We start from the raw sequence: 16202 nt of genomic DNA on the forward strand, positions 1-16202 counted from the left end.
AGGTCCTAGGACCTGCGCACGAGCGCGGTCCAGGCCCCCGTGCCGGTGCCCGCCCCGCCTCCGTGACGAGAGCTGATTCGTCGTCCCCGCCCGCGGCGATCCGGTCGTCAGTTCCCGGGTGACGTACAGCGGTACGTGTGTATGATCGCCGGAGTCGAACGCGCCGCACCCCGCGCCGCGAGACATCCAGGAGGTGAGCCCGATGGCCGCGCAGACCACTCAGCACCCCGTCCGGGCCCTCCTGACCGCAGTCGGCGTCTGACACAGACGTCCGCGTCCCTCCCCGGGACGCCTGCCGCAGCCCAGGAGCGCCCACCCGTCGCGATCACGTATCGCATCCTCCTGAGCGAAGGAACCGAACCACCCGTGAGCAGCACGCCCTTCCAGGTCTCCGTCTCCGACGACGTCCTCGACGACCTGCGTACGCGCCTGGAGCGCACCCTCTTCACCTCGGCCTCCGACCCGACCCACTGGGCCGCCGGCACCGACCCCGACTACCTGCGCGAACTCGTCTCCTACTGGGCGGACGGCTTCGACTGGCGCGCCGCCGAGGCCGCGCTGAACTCCTTCCCGCACCGGATCGCCGAGGTCGCGGGGGCCCGCGTGCACTTCGTGCATCTGCGCGGCGTGCGGCCCGAGGGCGCGCCCGCCCCGCTGCCGCTGATCCTCAGCCATGGCTGGCCGAGCAGCTACGTCGAGATGCTGCCCCTGGCCCGGCGGCTCGCCGACCCGGGCAGCCACGGCGGTGATCCGGCCGACGCGTTCGACGTGGTCGTGCCCTCCCTGCCGGGCTTTCTCCACTCCGAGCTGCCCAAGGGGCCCTTCACCCGCAGGGGAGTGGCCGGGATCTGGCACGAGCTGATGACGAAGACCCTCGGCTACCGGCGCTTCGGCGCCTTCGGCGGGGACATCGGGGGAGGCGTCACCCAGTGGCTCGGCGCGCTCCACCCCGAGGCGGTCGCGGGTGTGCACATCACCTCCGCGGTGGTCTCCGCCGACTTCACGGCGCAGCCGCCGACCGCTGAGGAGCAGGCCTACCTCGATCACCTCGCCGCCTACGACGCGGACGACCAGGGCTACAGCGAGATCATGTGCACCCGGCCCGACACCATCGCCGCCGCGCTGCGCGACTCCCCGGCCGGGCTGCTCGCCTGGATCATCGACAAGTACCGGGACTGGAGCGACTGCGACGGCGATCTGGAGGCCCGCTGGGACAAGGACACCCTGCTGACCGTCGCCACCCTCTACTGGGCGACCGGCAGCATCGGTTCGTCCTTCCGGCAGTACTACGACTACGTACGGCACAACACGCCGGTGTCGCCCATCACCGTCCCCGGCGCCGTCACCCTCAGCCACGAACCGGCGTTCGCGCACTACCCGAAGAGCCTCGCCGAGCGCGTCATGACGGACCTGCGCCACTGGAGCACCCCGCGCAACGGCGGTCACTTCATGGCGCACGAGGAGCCGGAGCAGGTCGCGCGCGAACTGCGCACGTTCTTCGGTCCGTTGAGGTCAGCGGACTGATCCGGTCCCTGTGAGCGAAGCCCCCGCGGTCACCGACCGCGGGGGCTTTCCCGTGTCGGGACCGCACACGCCCTCCGTACTGGGTACGGTGTACGCGAATGCGCTGAGTACGGTGTACGCTTTTTCCCTCGCCTCACCCGACAAGGAGTGCCCAGTGCCGGCCATACCCGCCGACAGCCACAACGTCATCCAGGTCCGCGGAGCCCGCGAGAACAACCTGCGGGACGTCTCCGTCGACCTGCCCAAGCGGCGGCTCACCGTCTTCACCGGAGTCTCCGGATCCGGCAAGTCCTCGCTGGTGTTCGGCACCATCGCCGCCGAGTCCCAGCGCCTGATCAACGAGACGTACGCGGCCTTCGTCCAGTCGTTCATGCCGAGCAGGGGCCGGCCCGACGTCGACGCGCTGCGCAACCTCAGCGCGGCCATCGTGGTCGACCAGGAGCGGATGGGCGCCAACTCCCGCTCCACGGTGGGCACCGCCACCGACGCGTACACCATGCTGCGGATCATCTTCAGCCGCCTCGGCGAACCCCACATCGGCACCTCGGGCGCCTTCAGCTTCAATGTGCCCGAGGGCATGTGCCCGGAGTGCGAGGGCACCGGCGAGGTCTCCACCGTCGACGTCGACCGACTGGTGGACCGCGAACTCTCCCTGAACGAGGGCGCGATCGTCGTTCCGTACTACGCGGTGGACTCCTGGAGCTGGCAGGTCGTGGTCAACTCCGGCTTCCACGACCCCGACAAGAAGCTCAAGGACTTCACGGAGACGGAGTGGGCCGACCTCCTCCACAAGGCGCCGGTCAAGGTGAAGGTCGGCTCCAACGGCTTCACGTACGAAGGCCTCGTCACCAGGATGCAGCGGACCTGGCTCGCCAAGGACCGCGAAGCACTCCAGCCGCACATCAAGGCCTTCGTGGACCGCGCCGTCGTCTTCGCCCGGTGCCCGGTCTGCGACGGCAGCCGGCTCTCCGCGGCGGCGCTCTCCTCGAAGGTCGGCGGACGCAACATCGCCGAGTGCTCGGCGATGGAGATCAGGGATCTCGCCGCGTTCGTGCGCGAACTCGACGACCCCGGCGTCGCGCCGCTGATCGCGAGCCTGGGCGAACTCCTGGACTCGCTCGTGGAGATCGGGCTCGGCTACCTCAGCCTGGACCGCACCTCGGGCTCGCTCTCCGGCGGTGAGGCGCAGCGCGTCAAGATGGTGCGCCACCTCGGCTCCAGCATCACCGACGTGACGTACGTCTTCGACGAGCCGACCATCGGCCTGCACCCGCACGACATCCGCCGCATGAACGACCTGCTCCTGCGGCTGCGCGACAAGGGCAACACCGTGCTCGTGGTCGAGCACAAGCCCGAGGTCGTCGCGATCGCCGACCACGTCGTCGACCTCGGCCCCGGCGCCGGCGAGGCGGGCGGCGAGATCTGCTACAGCGGCGACGTCGCCGGACTGCGCGCCTCCGGCACGCTCACCGGCCGCCACCTGGGCCACCGCGCCCGGCTGCGCCAGAGCGTGCGCACGCCCACGGGGCAGGTGTCCATCAAGGGTGCCGACCGGCACAACCTCAAGGGCGTCGACGTCGACATCCCGCTCGGCGTGCTCACCGTGGTCACCGGAGTCGCCGGATCCGGCAAGAGCTCCCTGATCCACGGCCATCTCGCCGACCGGGACGGCGTGGTCGTCGCCGACCAGTCGCCGATCCGCGGCTCGCGCCGCTCCAACCCGGCGACGTACACCGGACTCCTCGGGCCGATCCGCACCGCCTTCGCCAAGGCCAATGGCGTCAAGGCGGCGCTGTTCAGTGCCAACTCGGAGGGCGCCTGCCCCAAGTGCAGTGGCCTCGGGCTGATCCACACCGACCTGGCGATGACGGCCGGGGTGGCGTCCGTGTGCGAGGAGTGCGAGGGCAGGCGCTTCACCGCCGAGGTGCTCACCCACCGGCTGCGCGGCAAGGACATCAGCGAGGTCCTCGCGATGTCGGTGGCCGAGGCGCACGCGTTCTTCCCCACCGGGCAGGCCCACACCGTCCTGGGCCGCCTCTTCGACGTCGGCCTCGGCTATCTGCGGCTCGGACAGCCGCTCAACACCCTCTCGGGAGGCGAGCGCCAGCGGCTGAAACTCGCCATTCACATGGCGGAGAAGTCGTCTACATACATCCTCGACGAGCCGACCACCGGCCTCCACCTCGCCGATGTCGACAAGCTCCTGGCCCTCCTCGACCGGCTCGTCGACGACGGGAACACCGTCGTCGTCATCGAGCACCACCAGGCCGTCATGGCGCACGCCGACTGGATCGTCGATCTCGGCCCAGGTGGCGGCCATGACGGCGGACGCGTGGTGTTCACCGGAACGCCCGCCCGGCTCGTCGCCGAAGGGGACACCGTCACGGCGCGACACCTGCGGGAGTACGTCGCCGGATGACCTCCGGACGGTGCCGTCGGAAGGACCGCGCTGGTACGGGAAGAAAGGGAGCCGATTGTTCCGCGCCAATGCCGAAGGAACTGTTGACACGTGCCTGCTCCTTGTGAGTTAGACGGGGCGCCCGGCTCTCCTCCCAGGGGATGACACCCGTCGCGACGCAGTACAGCGACCGTGGGTCGATAGTCCGGCTCGCAGTCGGACTCATGTCCTTCGAACGGCCGTGAGGATGGAGAGGAATCCTGCTGGACCCCCTGACGTGCGGCGATCGCATCGGCGGGGGGTCGTCCCTGCCTGCCGAACCCGACGGGAGTCCTCTTCGCCGTGGCTACGTTCCTGTACAAACTAGGTCGCCTCGCCTTCCGGCGGCGCGGCTACGTGGCGCTGCTCTGGGTGGCGCTCCTCGTGGGTGCGGGCGTCGCAGCCTCGGCTGCTCCCGCGCCGCCCGCCGACACCTTCTCGATGCCGGGGACGGAGTCGCAGAAGGCCTTCGACGTCCTGGAGAAGCGCTTCCCCGACGCCAGCGCCGAGGGAGCCAGCGCCCGCGTCGTCATCCGCGCCCCCGAGGGCCAGAAGATCACCTCCGCCAAGCCCAAGGCCGAGGTCGAGAAGATGATCGCGGCCATCCAGAAGGGCCCGCAGGTCGCCGGTGTCGCCGACCCGTACGAGGCGAAGACCGTCAGCAAGGACGGCACCACCGCCTACGCCTCGGTCACCTACAAGGTCGCGGGCACCGAACTCACCGACAAGGCGCGTGACGCGCTGACCAAGGCCACCGACACGACCCGCGACGCGGGCCTGACGGTCGAGACCGGCGGTGACGCCGTGATGGCCGAGCAGGAGATGGGCGGCAGCGCCGAACTCATCGGCATCGCGATCTCCGCGGTCGTCCTGATCATCACCTTCGGATCGATGGTGGCCGCGGGCATGCCGCTGCTCACCGCGATCATCGGCGTGGGCATCGGCATCTCCGCCATCGGCGCGCTCGGCAGTGTCCTCGACCTGTCCGCCACCACCTCGACGCTCGCGATGATGATCGGCCTCGCGGTCGGCATCGACTACGCCCTGTTCATCGTCTCCCGCTACCGGGCCGAGATCGCCGAGGGCCGCGAGCCCGAGGAAGCGGCGGGCCGGGCCACCGGAACCGCGGGCTCCGCCGTGGTGTTCGCCGGACTCACCGTCGTCGTCGCCCTCTCCGGCCTCGCCGTCGTCAACATCCCGATCCTCACCAAGATGGGCCTGGCCGCCGCCGGCACCGTCGTGATCGCCGTCCTCATCGCGCTCACCATGATCCCCGCGCTGCTCGGCTTCGCCGGCCGCAAGGTGCTGCGCCGCAAGGACCGCAAGAAGCCCGCGGGCGCCCTCCTGGACCCGCACGCCAAGCCGAAGCTCGGCACCCGCTGGGCGCGCTTCGTGCTGCGCCGCCCGCTCGCCGTCCTGCTCGTCGCCGTCGTCGGCCTCGGCGCCGTCGCCGTCCCGGCCACGAGCCTGGAGCTCGGCCTGCCCGACGAGGGCACGGCGGCACCGGACAGCACCCAGCGCAAGGCGTACGACATGCTGTCCGAGTCGTTCGGCGCGGGCTTCAACGGCCCCCTGATGGTGACCGTCAGCAAGGACGCCGACGTCGCGGGCGCCGCCAAGACCGCCGGCGACTCGATCGCCAAGATCGACGGCGTCGCCGCCGTGACGCCCGCCCAGCCCAACAAGGCCGGCGACACCGCGATCATCAACGTCGTCCCGGAGACCGGCCCGAGCGACCACAAGACCGAGGAACTGGTCAAGACGATCCGCTCGACCGCGGACGGGATCGGGTCCGACACCGGCTCCGAGATCCTGGTCACCGGCCAGACCGCCATGACCATCGACTTCTCGCAGACCCTGGACGACGCGCTGCTGCCCTACCTCGGGCTCGTCGTCGGACTGGCCTTCCTGCTCCTGATGCTGGTCTTCCGCTCGGTCCTGGTCCCGCTCAAGGCGGCGCTCGGCTTCCTGCTCTCGGTGGCCGCCGCGCTCGGCGCCGTCGTCGCGGTCTTCCAGTGGGGCTGGCTCGCGGACATCGTCGGTGTCGACCAGCCCGGCCCGATCATGAGCATGATGCCGATCTTCATGATCGGTGTGGTCTTCGGTCTCGCCATGGACTACGAGGTCTTCCTCGTGACGCGGATGCGTGAGGCGTACGTCCACGGGGCGCGCCCCGGCGAGTCGGTCGTCACCGGCTTCACCCACGGCGGACGCGTCGTGGCCGCGGCCGCGATCATCATGATCAGCGTCTTCTCCGGCTTCATCATGGAGAACGACGACATGATCAAGATGATGGGCTTCGGCCTCGCCATCGCCGTCCTCTTCGACGCCTTCGTCGTCCGCATGGCGATCGTGCCCGCCGTGCTCGCCCTGCTCGGCAAGTCCGCCTGGTGGCTGCCGCGCTGGCTGGACAAGGCCCTGCCGAACGTGGACGTGGAGGGCGAGAAGCTGCACAAGAACCTCGGCGACACCGCGGCGCCCGGCGCCGAGCAGGAACGGGAGCTGGCCACCGCGGGCAGGTGACGCACCGCCGTTCTCGACGAGCGGGCCGGACGGGACACCCCCTTGAGGGGGAGCGCCCCGACCGGCCCGTTCGGTCCTTTCCCGGTGTCTTCCGGGTCTGCTGCCGGGTTCTCCTGCTCGGTTTCTGAGTCCTCTGAGTCCCCTGGGTTCTCTGAGTCCTGTTGGCCCTCTGGGTTGTCCGGGTTCTCCGCGTTCGCTGAAGGAGTTACGCCTCCTGCGCCTCGTCGTAGGAGGCGCGGGCCGCGGCGATGGCGGGGCGATGGTCGATCGACCAGTCGGCCAGCGCCTTGATGAGGTGGGTCATGCTGTGCCCCATCGCGGTCAGCTCGTACTCGACCTGCGGCGGGATCGTCGGATGCACCGTCCGCTTGACCAGCCCGTCGCGCTCCAGCCGGCGCACCGTCAGGGTCAGCATCCGCTGCGAGATGCCGCCCTGGATCCGGCGCTGCAACTCCTTGAACCGCAGGACGCCCCCGGCGAGTTCGACCACCACGTAGACCGACCACTTGTCGCCGAGCCGGTCCAGGACGTCCCTGACCCCGCACTCGTCCTGCGGCGTCTCACAGCTGATCACCGGCTCACCCGCCGGGGCAGTGGTTACACCGGTGTGCCCTGCTGACATCAAAGTGCCTCCTTACGCGGCCGCGCGCCGCCGATCATGCTGGTCCCAAGGCCGCTGCCCGCGGGAACGCCGGCGGCAGAGCCTCATGACGAAACCACAGGACAGAACCACCGACCACGGGGGAACCTTCCCATGCTCATGATCACCGGTGCCACGGGCGCCCTCGGCACGCTCGTCACCGCCCGCCTGGCAGGACGCGACGACGTCGTCCTCGGCACCCGCGCCCCGGCGCCGGGCGAGCGCCGCGCCGACTTCGACGACCCGGCGTCCCTGGACTTCACCGGCGTCGACACCCTCCTGATGATCTCCGCGGGGGCCGCCGAGGACGACGTCGTCATCGCCCGCCACGACGCCGCGATATCCACCGCGGAGAAGGCGGGCGTGCGCCACCTCGTCTACACCAGCCTCAGCGGCGACGGCGACCACCTCACGTACGCGCTGGCCCACCGCTGGACCGAGCGCAGACTGCGTGACTCCTCGCTGCGGTGGACCGTGCTGCGCAACGGCCTGTACGCGGAGTTCCTCGCCGCGATCGCCGCGCCGGGCCCCGACGGGACGATCGCCGCACCGCTCGGCACCGGGCGCCTGGCCGCGGTGGCCCGCGAGGACCTCGCGGAGGTCGCCGTACGCGTGGCCACGGCACCGGACGCGCACGCGGGCCGCACCTACGAACTCGTCGGCGAACAGGCGCTGGGCGGCGCCGATCTGGCGGCCGCGATCGGCGGCGCGTACGAACCGGGCGCCCTCGGCGACACCCGCGCGGCGATCGCCGGAGCGGGCCAGGCGCTGCCCTTCCAGGTGCCGATGCTGCTCAGCACGTACTCGGCGATCGCCGGAGGCTTCCTGGACGGCACCTCCGTCGAGGACAACGCCTTGCGCGCCCTGCTCGGGCGTGCGCCGCGCCCTGCCGTGGAGGCGTATGTACGGGCGGTGCGCGGCTGAACCCGGTGACGGTGCCGCGCAGTCGGCCGCGAGGGTGGGGCGTGCTTTCGCCCGTCGTGAGCTCCAGGGGTCGAGCGTTAGCTCCAGGGGTCGAGGGCGAGCTTGCCGTGGGTCCGGCCGGACTCCAGATCACGCAGTACCGCCGGGCCGTCGGACAGGGGGTGGATCCGGGGAGTCCCGGGCGGGTACACGCCCTGGGCGATGAGCGCGTCGAGTTCGGTGAGCAGGGAGCGGTATATGTCGGGGGCCGCGTGCGCCAGCGCGCCGATGTGCAGGCCCTTGAGCTGGACCTGATGGGTGAAGATCAGGTCGTGGGTGCTGAGTTCGGTGTCTCCGGAAGCGGCACCGAACACGACGACGCGTCCGGTGAACGGCTTGGCGACGGACAGGCTGATGTCGAAGGTGGCCCGCCCCACTGATTCGAGGACCAGGTCGACACCGCCGGTCAGCCGGGTGATCTCCGCGGCCAGATCGGGACGCCGGCTGTCCAGGACCTCGTCGGCGCCGAGCGCCTTGACGGTGTCGTGCTTGGCGGGTGACGCCGTGGCGATCACGCGTGCGCCGTAGTGGCGGGCGAGCCGGACGGCTGCCTGCCCCACGCCGCCGGCCGCGGCATGGACGAGCACGACCTCCCCCGGCCCGACCTCGCCCAACGGCCTGAGCGCCGCCAACGCGGTCGCCCAGTTCAGCACCAGGCCGAGCGCCTCGGCGTCGCTCCAGCCGGCGGGGACGGGGACGACGCCCGCGGCCGGCATCGTCATGTACTGCGCGAAGGCGCCGGGTCCGGCACCGACGACGTGGGTGCCCAGGGGCAGGGGAGCCTCGACGTCCGGGCCGGTGCCCACGATCTCGCCGGCGGCCTCGAAGCCCGCCACGTAGGGGGCCGTCGGACCGCCCCCGTAGGTGCCGTGGGTCTGCATGACGTCGGCGAAGTTGACCCCGGCCGCGCCGACCCGGATCAGGTACTCGCCGGGTCCGGGGGCGGGACGGGGCCGGGTGGTGAGGGTGAGGTCCCGCGGACCCTCGTGCGATGCCTGGACCAGTGCTCGCACGGTCTCTTCGGTGGTGTGGCGCTGCTCGTCGATGTCCATGCACCGGACGGTAGAAGCTTCACACGTGTGTCAAGGTCAAGTCGCGGCCACCGACCGCTCTCCCGGCCGTCGGCCGTCCTGGCGGGCCGCGTCCAAGTAGGCGTCGAGCGCCTCCTGTTGTGCGCTGAGGCCGGCGATGCGCCGGGCCAGCCGGTCGCGGTACGCCTGCACCTCGTGCAGGAACTCCGCGCACACGTCGTCCGTGCCGGCGCCGAGGTGGGGGAGTACCTCCTTGATCAACCGCACGGACAGCCCGGACTCCAGCAGTGAGCGCACCACGTGGACCCGGTCGATGGTGGACGAGCAGTAGTCGCGGTACCCGTTGCCGGACCGGCCGGGGACGATCAGGCCCTCGTCCTCGTAGTACCGCAAGGACCGCGCACTCACGCCGCTGAGCCGGGAAGCTTCGCCGATCTTCATGACCGAACAACGCCAGGGCGCTCGGGGATCTTCCGGCCGGGCCGGGCGTGGCGCAGGGGGACGCACGAGGCGTGGAGGGGGGCGCCTGCTCGACGCGGGGACGGTCCGCGTCGCGATCCGGTCCGCGTCCCGATCGACGGCACGTCCGCGCTCGCGGACCCTCGGGCCGCGCGCGAACGCGCCGCCCGAGGACACATCCAGGGCAAGATCGGGCCCACGGTCGCCCAGGGACGAGCCGAGCCGCTGACCGGTGTGGGGTCAGCGGCGGTCCGCGTACACCATCCAGACCTGGCCGGGCGCGAACGGCATCGGCCTGCCGTCCGCCAGCGTGAAGCTCGTGCCGCCGGTGGCCGCCGACCGCGTCCAGCGCGTCGCGTACGCCTTGCCGTCGCGCAGCACCAGTGCCTTGCCCTTGCCGACCGTCTCGATGTACGGCGTCACCGCGCCGTTGACGTCCTTGAAGCGTGAGGGCCGCATGGTCACGTACTGGATCACGATCGTGCGGGCGCCGAGCCGGGACCCCGACGTGCTGCGGGCAGGGACCCCGTCGAAGGACGCCAGCCAGCGGCCCTCCCGCGGCGACCAGCGGAAGGAGTGGCTCGCCGACGGGTACCTGACCGTCCGCACGTCCGTGGGGGTGCCGCCCGCCGGGGCCGGGCCGAAGCGGAAGCCGATGTCGGTCGGGCGGTCGGCCTTCGGCGCCGAGCGCAGCACCGCGTCGGGTCGCGCGAAGAGGTTGTGCGGCGCGGGACGGCCGCTCTGGCGGAAGTACGCGCCCGGCAGACGGCCCTGCGAGCGCGCGTACAGCGGGGAGTCCCTGAGGACCTTCTGCAGCGCGCTGCGCACCCCGGAGTAGGCCAGCGCGGGACGGCCGAACTGACGCAGCAGCTCGATGTCGGACTCGCGGGCGCTGCGCACCGGGCCGACCGCCCTGGGCAGCTTGCTGGAGTACACGCCCATCAGGCGGCTCATCCCGCCCTCGACCTTCTCCACATAGATGATGTCCGCCTGGTCGAGCCCGGTGTGCGGGCGGGCCAGTCGTGCGTTGTCGAACTTCACCGCCAGCACCGGACCCTGATGTACCGTCAGGCCCGTGAACGGGGACGGGCCGCGGGGCGGCGCCCCCTCGCCGTCCGCCGGGGCGCCCGCCTGGGCCGGGGCGCCCGCGACGAGCGTCGCGGTGGCGACGAGGGCGAGCACTTTCGCGCCGAGTCGGGTGCGGCGGGTGAGGGGCCGGACCGTTGCTGCTGCCATCGCGGCGTCTCCATTCGTGGCCGAGCGGGAGGGGACTGCGTCGCCGCGGGGGCGGCAGGCGCAGGCCTACCGCGTGGAGGCCCCCGGCCAATCGCCGCTGGGGCCATCCAACGGCGGCACATCACTCTTTCGAGCGGTGACATTTGTCCTGGCCGGGAGCGGACATCCGGTTCTTCCGGTGTCCGGGGCACGCACCCATGCTGAGAGGCCTGAGCAGCCGGACACCTGCGGACACGGGGAAGGCGTGGGAATCATGGGCGCGACGAACACGGGGACACCGGCGGTGCCGGAGCCCGGCACCTACGACATCGACACGACGGCATCGACGGTCCGCTTCCGCACGAGGTCGATCTTCGGCCTCGTCCCGGTGGGCGGGACCTTCGCCCTCGCGCGGGGCACGGTGGTCGTCGCCGACCCGGTCGAGGAGTCGACGGTCGACGTCACGATCCGCACCGGCTCGTTCGACTCGGGCCTGCGGCGACGCGACGACCACGTCCTGTCCGCCGACTACCTCGACGCGGCGGCGTACCCCGAGATCGCGTTCCGCGGTCACGGCCTCCGGTACGAGGGTCCCCAGGCCGTGCTGGTGGGGGAGCTGACGGTCCATGGGGTGACACGGACCGTCGAGGTCGCCGTCGAGTCGGCCGCCGTCGACGGGCGGCGCTTCGTGGTCCGGGGTGCGGCGACCGTCGACCGTCACGCGTTCGGAGTGACCAAGGCGAAGGGCATGACGGGCGCCCGGCTGCACATCTCCCTGGACGTGCACGCCTCCCGCTGAGCGGGCCGCCGCCGCTGCACGGCGCCGTTCGGGCGCGGGCCACCGGCCCCCGAACGGCGCTCCGGACGTGCCGGGCCGGGCACGTCGGCGAGAATCATGTGCATGGCAGCGCTGAGCGAGATCCTCCCCGTGGAAGCCGTGCTCGTCGACGCCCCGGCGGCCGACTGGCGCGAGGCCGTGCGGCGCGCCGGCGACCTGATGGTCGCGACGGGCGCCGCCACGGACACGTACACCGCGGAGATGATCGAGAACGTCCGGGAGAACGGGCCCTACATCGTCATCGCGCCCGGCCTCGCCTTCGCCCACGCCCGGCCCTCGCCCGCCGTGCTGCGCACGGGGATGTCCTGGGTGCGCCTCGCGGAGCCGGTGGAGTTCGGGCACGAGACCAACGACCCGGTCGACCTCGTCGTCGGACTCGCCGCGAAGGACGCCTCCGAGCACACCGCGGCCATGGGCGCGCTCGCCCGGCTGCTCGCCGACCCCGACACGACGCGCGCCCTGCGTGAGGCACCGACCCCGCAGGCGGTGCACGCCATCCTCCGGGGCGACGCGGTGCCGGAGCGGGCCAAGGAGCCGGAGCGGCCCGCGGCGTCCGCCGCGCGGGGCGGCGGGGACCTGCACAAGATCCTGACCGTCTGCGGCAACGGCGTCGGCACCAGCCTGTTCCTCAAGCAGACCGTCGAGGGCGTCCTGGACCGCTGGGGGTGGGGCCGGTACGTCACCGTCGAGGCGACCGACACCATCTCGGCCAAGGGCAAGGCGAACGAGGCCGTCGCCATCCTCACCTCGCGGGAGATCGCCAGGACGCTCGGTGACGTGGGCGTCCCGGTGAAGGTCGTCGAGGACTTCACCAGCGCGGCGGAGGCCGACCGCGTGCTCAGGGACACCTACGACGTCTGAGAGACCTTCGACGTCTGAGGCGCCTTGGACGTCCGGGAGACCGCCGACGTCACGGACGCCTGCGACGTCCGACCGCGCGGAGCGGGACGGAGAATCCGCGGAGAGAGGGACGGAGAACCCATGGACTGGCTCGTGTCGATCGCCGAGTTTCTCGTCAACGAGATCCTCAGCCAACCCGCCTACCTCATCGGCCTCATCACGGCAGCGGGTCTGATCGCGCTGAAGAAGTCGGCCGGCCAGATCGTCGGCGGGGCCATCAAGGCGACGCTCGGCTTCCTGCTCATCGGGGCCGGCGCCACGCTCGTCGTCGGTGCCCTCGCCCCGCTCGGCGAGATGATCCAGGGCGCCACGGGCGCGCACGGCGTGATCCCCACCAACGAGGCGATCGTCGGCATCGCGCAGGAGCAGTACGGTGCCCGTGTCGCCTGGCTGATGATCCTCGGCTTCGCCATCAGTCTGCTGCTGGCCCGCTTCACGCCGTTGCGCTACGTCTTCCTGACCGGCCATCACATGCTGTTCATGGCGACGTTGCTGACGATGGTCCTGGCCATCGCGGGGCAGGCCTCGTGGGTCGTGGTGGTCGTCGGCGGCGTTCTGCTCGGCATTTTGCTGGTGGCCATGCCCGCCTTCGCGCACCCCTGGACCAAGCGCGTCACGGGCAACGACAGCGTGGCGATCGGGCACTTCGGGACGGCCGGGTACGTCGCGGCGGGCGCCACAGGCCAGTTGGTGGGCCGCCGCAGCCGCAGCACGGAGGAGATGAACCTTCCCGAAGGGCTGCGGTTCCTGCGGGACTCGATGGTCGCGACCGCCCTGTCCATGGTGCTGATCTACCTGATCATGTCGCTGGTCTTCCTGGGCAAGGTGGGCAAGGAGGAGGCCTTCAAGGCCTTCGGCGAGAACGGCGCGCCGGGCGCGACCGGCGTCGGCGACTACGTCATGCAGTCCGTCATGCAGGGCCTGCAGTTCGGCATCGCGGTCGCGGTGATCCTCTTCGGCGTCCGTACGATCCTCGGCGAACTCGTCCCGGCCTTCCAGGGCATCGCGCGGAAGCTGGTGCCCGGAGCGGTGCCCTCCCTCGACGCGCCCATCGTCTTCCCCTACGCCCAGAACGCCGTCCTGATCGGCTTTATCTGCAGTTTCATCGGCGGCCTGGTCAGCCTCGGCCTGCTCGCCTGGGTCTTCCACCCGGCCTTCGGGCTCGCCCTCGTGCTGCCCGGCCTGGTCCCGCACTTCTTCACCGGCGGCGCGGCCGGCGTCTACGGCAACGCCACCGGCGGCCGGCGCGGCGCGGCCCTCGGCGCCTTCGTCAACGGCGTCCTCATCACCTTCCTGCCCGCGCTGCTCCTGAAGGTCCTCGGCGCCTTCGGCGAGGAGAACACGACCTTCGGCGACGCCGACTTCGGCTGGTTCGGCACGGCCATCGGGTACGCGGCCAAGGCGGGCGAGGTCGGCGGGATCGTCCTGATGCTGCTCATCGGCGCGGTGATCCTGCTCGGCGCGATCGTCGTCCAGAAGCGGGTGGTGGAGACCGGCTGGGACCCCGGCGCCCACCGCGACGCGCTGCTGCCGCCGGACGAGGCGCTGACCCCCGCGGCGGCGACGGCGTCCGCCGGTGCCTCCGTCACCTACGCGAGGATCGCGCCCCCGCGCGGAGCGCCCAAGCCGCCTCCGCCGCCGGACGGGGCCTGAGCGGCGGCCCGGTGGCGTCCGGGGCGCACCGGGTGCGGTGAGCGCGCCGCCGGCGGCCGAAAATATCCGGTGGGGCCCAGGGAACCCGGCTGCCATGATGCCGATCATGGACAGCGATCTGCGGCGGAGGTACGCCGCGTACCGATGGACCCCCGCGACGGACGGCGCCTCCGGAGCCGAGGTGCACCGGCTCACCGGGGCGGGCCAGGGCGCCCCGGACCTGTACGTGAAGGTCGCACCCGTCGCGAAGGACGGCTCGCCGCTCGACGTGGCGGGCGAGGCCGACCGGTTGGCCTGGCTGACCGGGCGGGGCATTCCCGTGCCCCGCGTCGTCGAGCGAGGCGCCGACGCGAGCGTGGCGTGGCTGGTGACCGAGGCGGTGCCCGGCAGGCCGGCCGCCGGTCAGTGGCCGGAGCGGCAGCGGGCCGCGGTGGCCGAGGCGCTCGCCGACCTCGCCGCCGACCTGCATCAACTACCCGCCGAGAACTGTCCGTTCGACCGCGGCCTCGCGGTGACGACGCGACTGGCGGGCCACTGCGTCACACAGGGGCTGGTGGACCTGGACGACCTCGACGACGAGCGCGCCGGATGGTCCGGGGAGCGTCTCCTCGACGAGCTGCGCCGCACCCGCCCGGCGTCGGAGGAACCGGCCGTCACCCACGGCGACTTCACCCCGGAGAACGTCCTGCTCGACCCGGAGACCTGCCGCGTCACCGGCGTGATCGACGTCTCCCGCCTCGGCCGCGCGGACCGGCACACCGATCTCGCCGTCGTCCTGCGGGAGTTGGCGGAGGAGAGCGACCCGTGGTTCGGCCCGGTGTACGTCGAGCGCTTCGTGGCGCGGTACGGCGAGCGGTACGCCCGGTGGGCGGCGTCCGGCCGGGCGGCCGGCCGGGCGTCCGGCGGGACGGTCGCGGTCGCCGAGGACAAGCTGGACTTCTACCGGCTGCTCGACGAGTTCTTCTGATCGGGGAGCCGGGTCGTCGGGTACGGGACGAACGTGCTGCGGTTCTCGTCGACGGTGAGCCGCTCGCCCAGCGGCGGCACGGCGCGCTGCGGACAGGTGAGGCGTTCGCAGACGCGGCAGCCCATACCGATCGGGGTGGCCGCCGAGGCGTTGTCCAGGTCGAGGCCGTCGGAGTACACGAGCCGTGAGGCATGGCGGATCTCGCAGCCCAGGCCGATCGCGAAGGTCTTGCCGGGCTCGCCCCAGCCGCCGCGGCTGCGGGTGACGGCGCGCGCGGTCCACAGGTGACGCTGCCCGTCGGGCATGGCGGCGATCTGTACGTGGATGCGGCCGGGCGCGGCGAACGCCTCGTACACGTTCCACAGGGGGCAGGTGCCGCCCGCGCGGGAGAAGTGGAAACCGGTCGCGGACTGCCGCTTGGACATGTTGCCCGCGCGGTCCACGCGGACGAAGGAGAAGGGCACGCCGCGCAGCCTCGGCCGCTGGAGGGTGGAGAGGCGGTGGCAGACCGTCTCGTGGCCGAGGCCGAAGCGGTCGGTGAGGCGCTCGATGTCGTAGCGCGTCTCCTCGGCGGCCGCGTGGAAACCGGTGTACGGCAGGATCAGCGCGGCGGCGAAGTAGTTGGCCACGCCGATCCGCGCGAGGCGCCAGGGGGTCGAGTCCTCGGCGAAGTCCTCGCCGGCGTACCGGGACAGCTCGTCGCCGTGTTCGAGGAGGGCCAGCTGGGTGGCCATGCGGAACGCCTGCTGGCCGGGGCGGAGTCTGGGGGACAGACGCAGGGTGCGGGTCGCGGGGTCGTAGTGGTGCGGGCTGTCCCCGTCGGCGGTGACGCGGACGCCGTGCCGGTCGGCGAGCCGGGACCCCAGTGACGCGCGGACCTCGCCGGGGCGGATGCCGAGGCGCGCGGCCAGCTCCTCGGCGGCGGTGTCGGCGTCGTGGAGGTAGTTCCTGCGGCGGTAGAAGAACTCGCGGATCTCCTCGTGCGGGGTGCGTGGTGCGCCTCTGTCGGTGCTGGTGGTGCCGGCGCCTGCCCCCGACCCCGAGTCTGTGCC

The 16202-nt window shown here is 71.8% G+C and carries 13 protein-coding genes; 8 read left to right on the plus strand and 5 right to left on the minus strand.

Going from position 1 to position 16202, the window contains the following annotated elements; translation table 11 throughout:
* Nucleotides 1-366 precede the first annotated feature (366 nt).
* The 3 genes from AOK22_RS34870 (at nt 367) to AOK22_RS34880 (ending at nt 6484) form a co-directional block, all read left to right on the plus strand.
* Complete coding sequence (locus tag AOK22_RS34870; protein ID WP_055702715.1) at nt 367-1524, plus strand: epoxide hydrolase family protein; 1158 nt, start codon at nt 367-369, stop codon at nt 1522-1524.
* A 154-nt stretch (nt 1525-1678) separates the two neighbouring features.
* Nucleotides 1679-3943 carry an ATP-binding cassette domain-containing protein gene (locus AOK22_RS34875; protein ID WP_055702716.1) on the plus strand — a complete coding sequence of 755 codons (2265 nt, stop codon included), beginning with the start codon at nt 1679-1681 and terminating at the stop codon, nt 3941-3943.
* A 321-nt stretch (nt 3944-4264) separates the two neighbouring features.
* Nucleotides 4265-6484 (plus strand): MMPL family transporter, encoded by a 2220-nt coding sequence (locus AOK22_RS34880; protein ID WP_055702717.1) that lies wholly within the window; start codon nt 4265-4267, stop codon nt 6482-6484.
* A gap of 205 nt (nt 6485-6689) precedes the next feature.
* Here AOK22_RS34880 and AOK22_RS34885 read toward each other — a convergent pair whose 3' ends face one another.
* Nucleotides 6690-7106 (minus strand): winged helix-turn-helix transcriptional regulator, encoded by a 417-nt coding sequence (locus tag AOK22_RS34885; protein ID WP_055702718.1) that lies wholly within the window; start codon nt 7104-7106, stop codon nt 6690-6692.
* Between the two features lie 132 nt (nt 7107-7238).
* On the opposite strand from AOK22_RS34885, the gene AOK22_RS34890 reads away from it, so the two are divergent.
* Entirely contained in the window at nt 7239-8048 is an 810-nt protein-coding gene (locus AOK22_RS34890; protein ID WP_055702719.1) for an NAD(P)H-binding protein, read from the plus strand.
* 77 nt (nt 8049-8125) lie between these two features.
* Here AOK22_RS34890 and AOK22_RS34895 read toward each other — a convergent pair whose 3' ends face one another.
* From AOK22_RS34895 to AOK22_RS34905, 3 genes are all read right to left on the minus strand, one after another.
* On the minus strand, nt 8126-9139 hold the full coding sequence (locus tag AOK22_RS34895; RefSeq protein ID WP_055702720.1) for an NADPH:quinone oxidoreductase family protein: 1014 nt from the start codon (nt 9137-9139) through the stop codon (nt 8126-8128).
* 36 nt (nt 9140-9175) lie between these two features.
* The gene (locus AOK22_RS34900) at nt 9176-9559 is read right to left on the minus strand and encodes a MerR family transcriptional regulator (protein ID WP_055702721.1); all 384 of its coding nucleotides are present in this window, start codon (nt 9557-9559) and stop codon (nt 9176-9178) included.
* Nucleotides 9560-9817: 258 nt separating this feature from the next.
* On the minus strand, nt 9818-10813 hold the full coding sequence (locus AOK22_RS34905; RefSeq protein ID WP_055702722.1) for a DUF3048 domain-containing protein: 996 nt from the start codon (nt 10811-10813) through the stop codon (nt 9818-9820).
* Between the two features lie 253 nt (nt 10814-11066).
* Here AOK22_RS34905 and AOK22_RS34910 point away from each other — a divergent pair, with 253 nt between their 5' ends.
* The 4 genes from AOK22_RS34910 to AOK22_RS34925 all read left to right on the plus strand — a co-directional run bounded on the left by AOK22_RS34910 (nt 11067) and on the right by AOK22_RS34925 (nt 15150).
* The gene (locus AOK22_RS34910) at nt 11067-11591 is read left to right on the plus strand and encodes a YceI family protein (protein WP_055702723.1); all 525 of its coding nucleotides are present in this window, start codon (nt 11067-11069) and stop codon (nt 11589-11591) included.
* Between the two features lie 102 nt (nt 11592-11693).
* The gene (locus AOK22_RS34915; protein ID WP_055702724.1) at nt 11694-12491 is read left to right on the plus strand and encodes a PTS sugar transporter subunit IIAB; all 798 of its coding nucleotides are present in this window, start codon (nt 11694-11696) and stop codon (nt 12489-12491) included.
* A 120-nt stretch (nt 12492-12611) separates the two neighbouring features.
* Nucleotides 12612-14183, plus strand: a complete 1572-nt coding sequence (locus AOK22_RS34920; RefSeq protein WP_055702725.1) for a PTS ascorbate transporter subunit IIC — start codon at nt 12612-12614, stop codon at nt 14181-14183.
* A gap of 97 nt (nt 14184-14280) precedes the next feature.
* Complete coding sequence (locus tag AOK22_RS34925) at nt 14281-15150, plus strand: APH(3') family aminoglycoside O-phosphotransferase (RefSeq protein ID WP_107102104.1); 870 nt, start codon at nt 14281-14283, stop codon at nt 15148-15150.
* Here the strand turns inward: AOK22_RS34925 and AOK22_RS34930 are convergent.
* A partial coding sequence (locus AOK22_RS34930) for a short-chain fatty acyl-CoA regulator family protein (RefSeq protein WP_055702726.1) occupies nt 15123-16202 on the minus strand: 1080 nt, incomplete at its 5' end. The genes AOK22_RS34925 and AOK22_RS34930 overlap by 28 nt on opposite strands.

Origin of the sequence: Streptomyces silaceus, assembly GCF_001419745.1 — a bacterium.
Classification (GTDB): Bacteria; Actinomycetota; Actinomycetes; order Streptomycetales; family Streptomycetaceae; genus Streptomyces; species Streptomyces silaceus.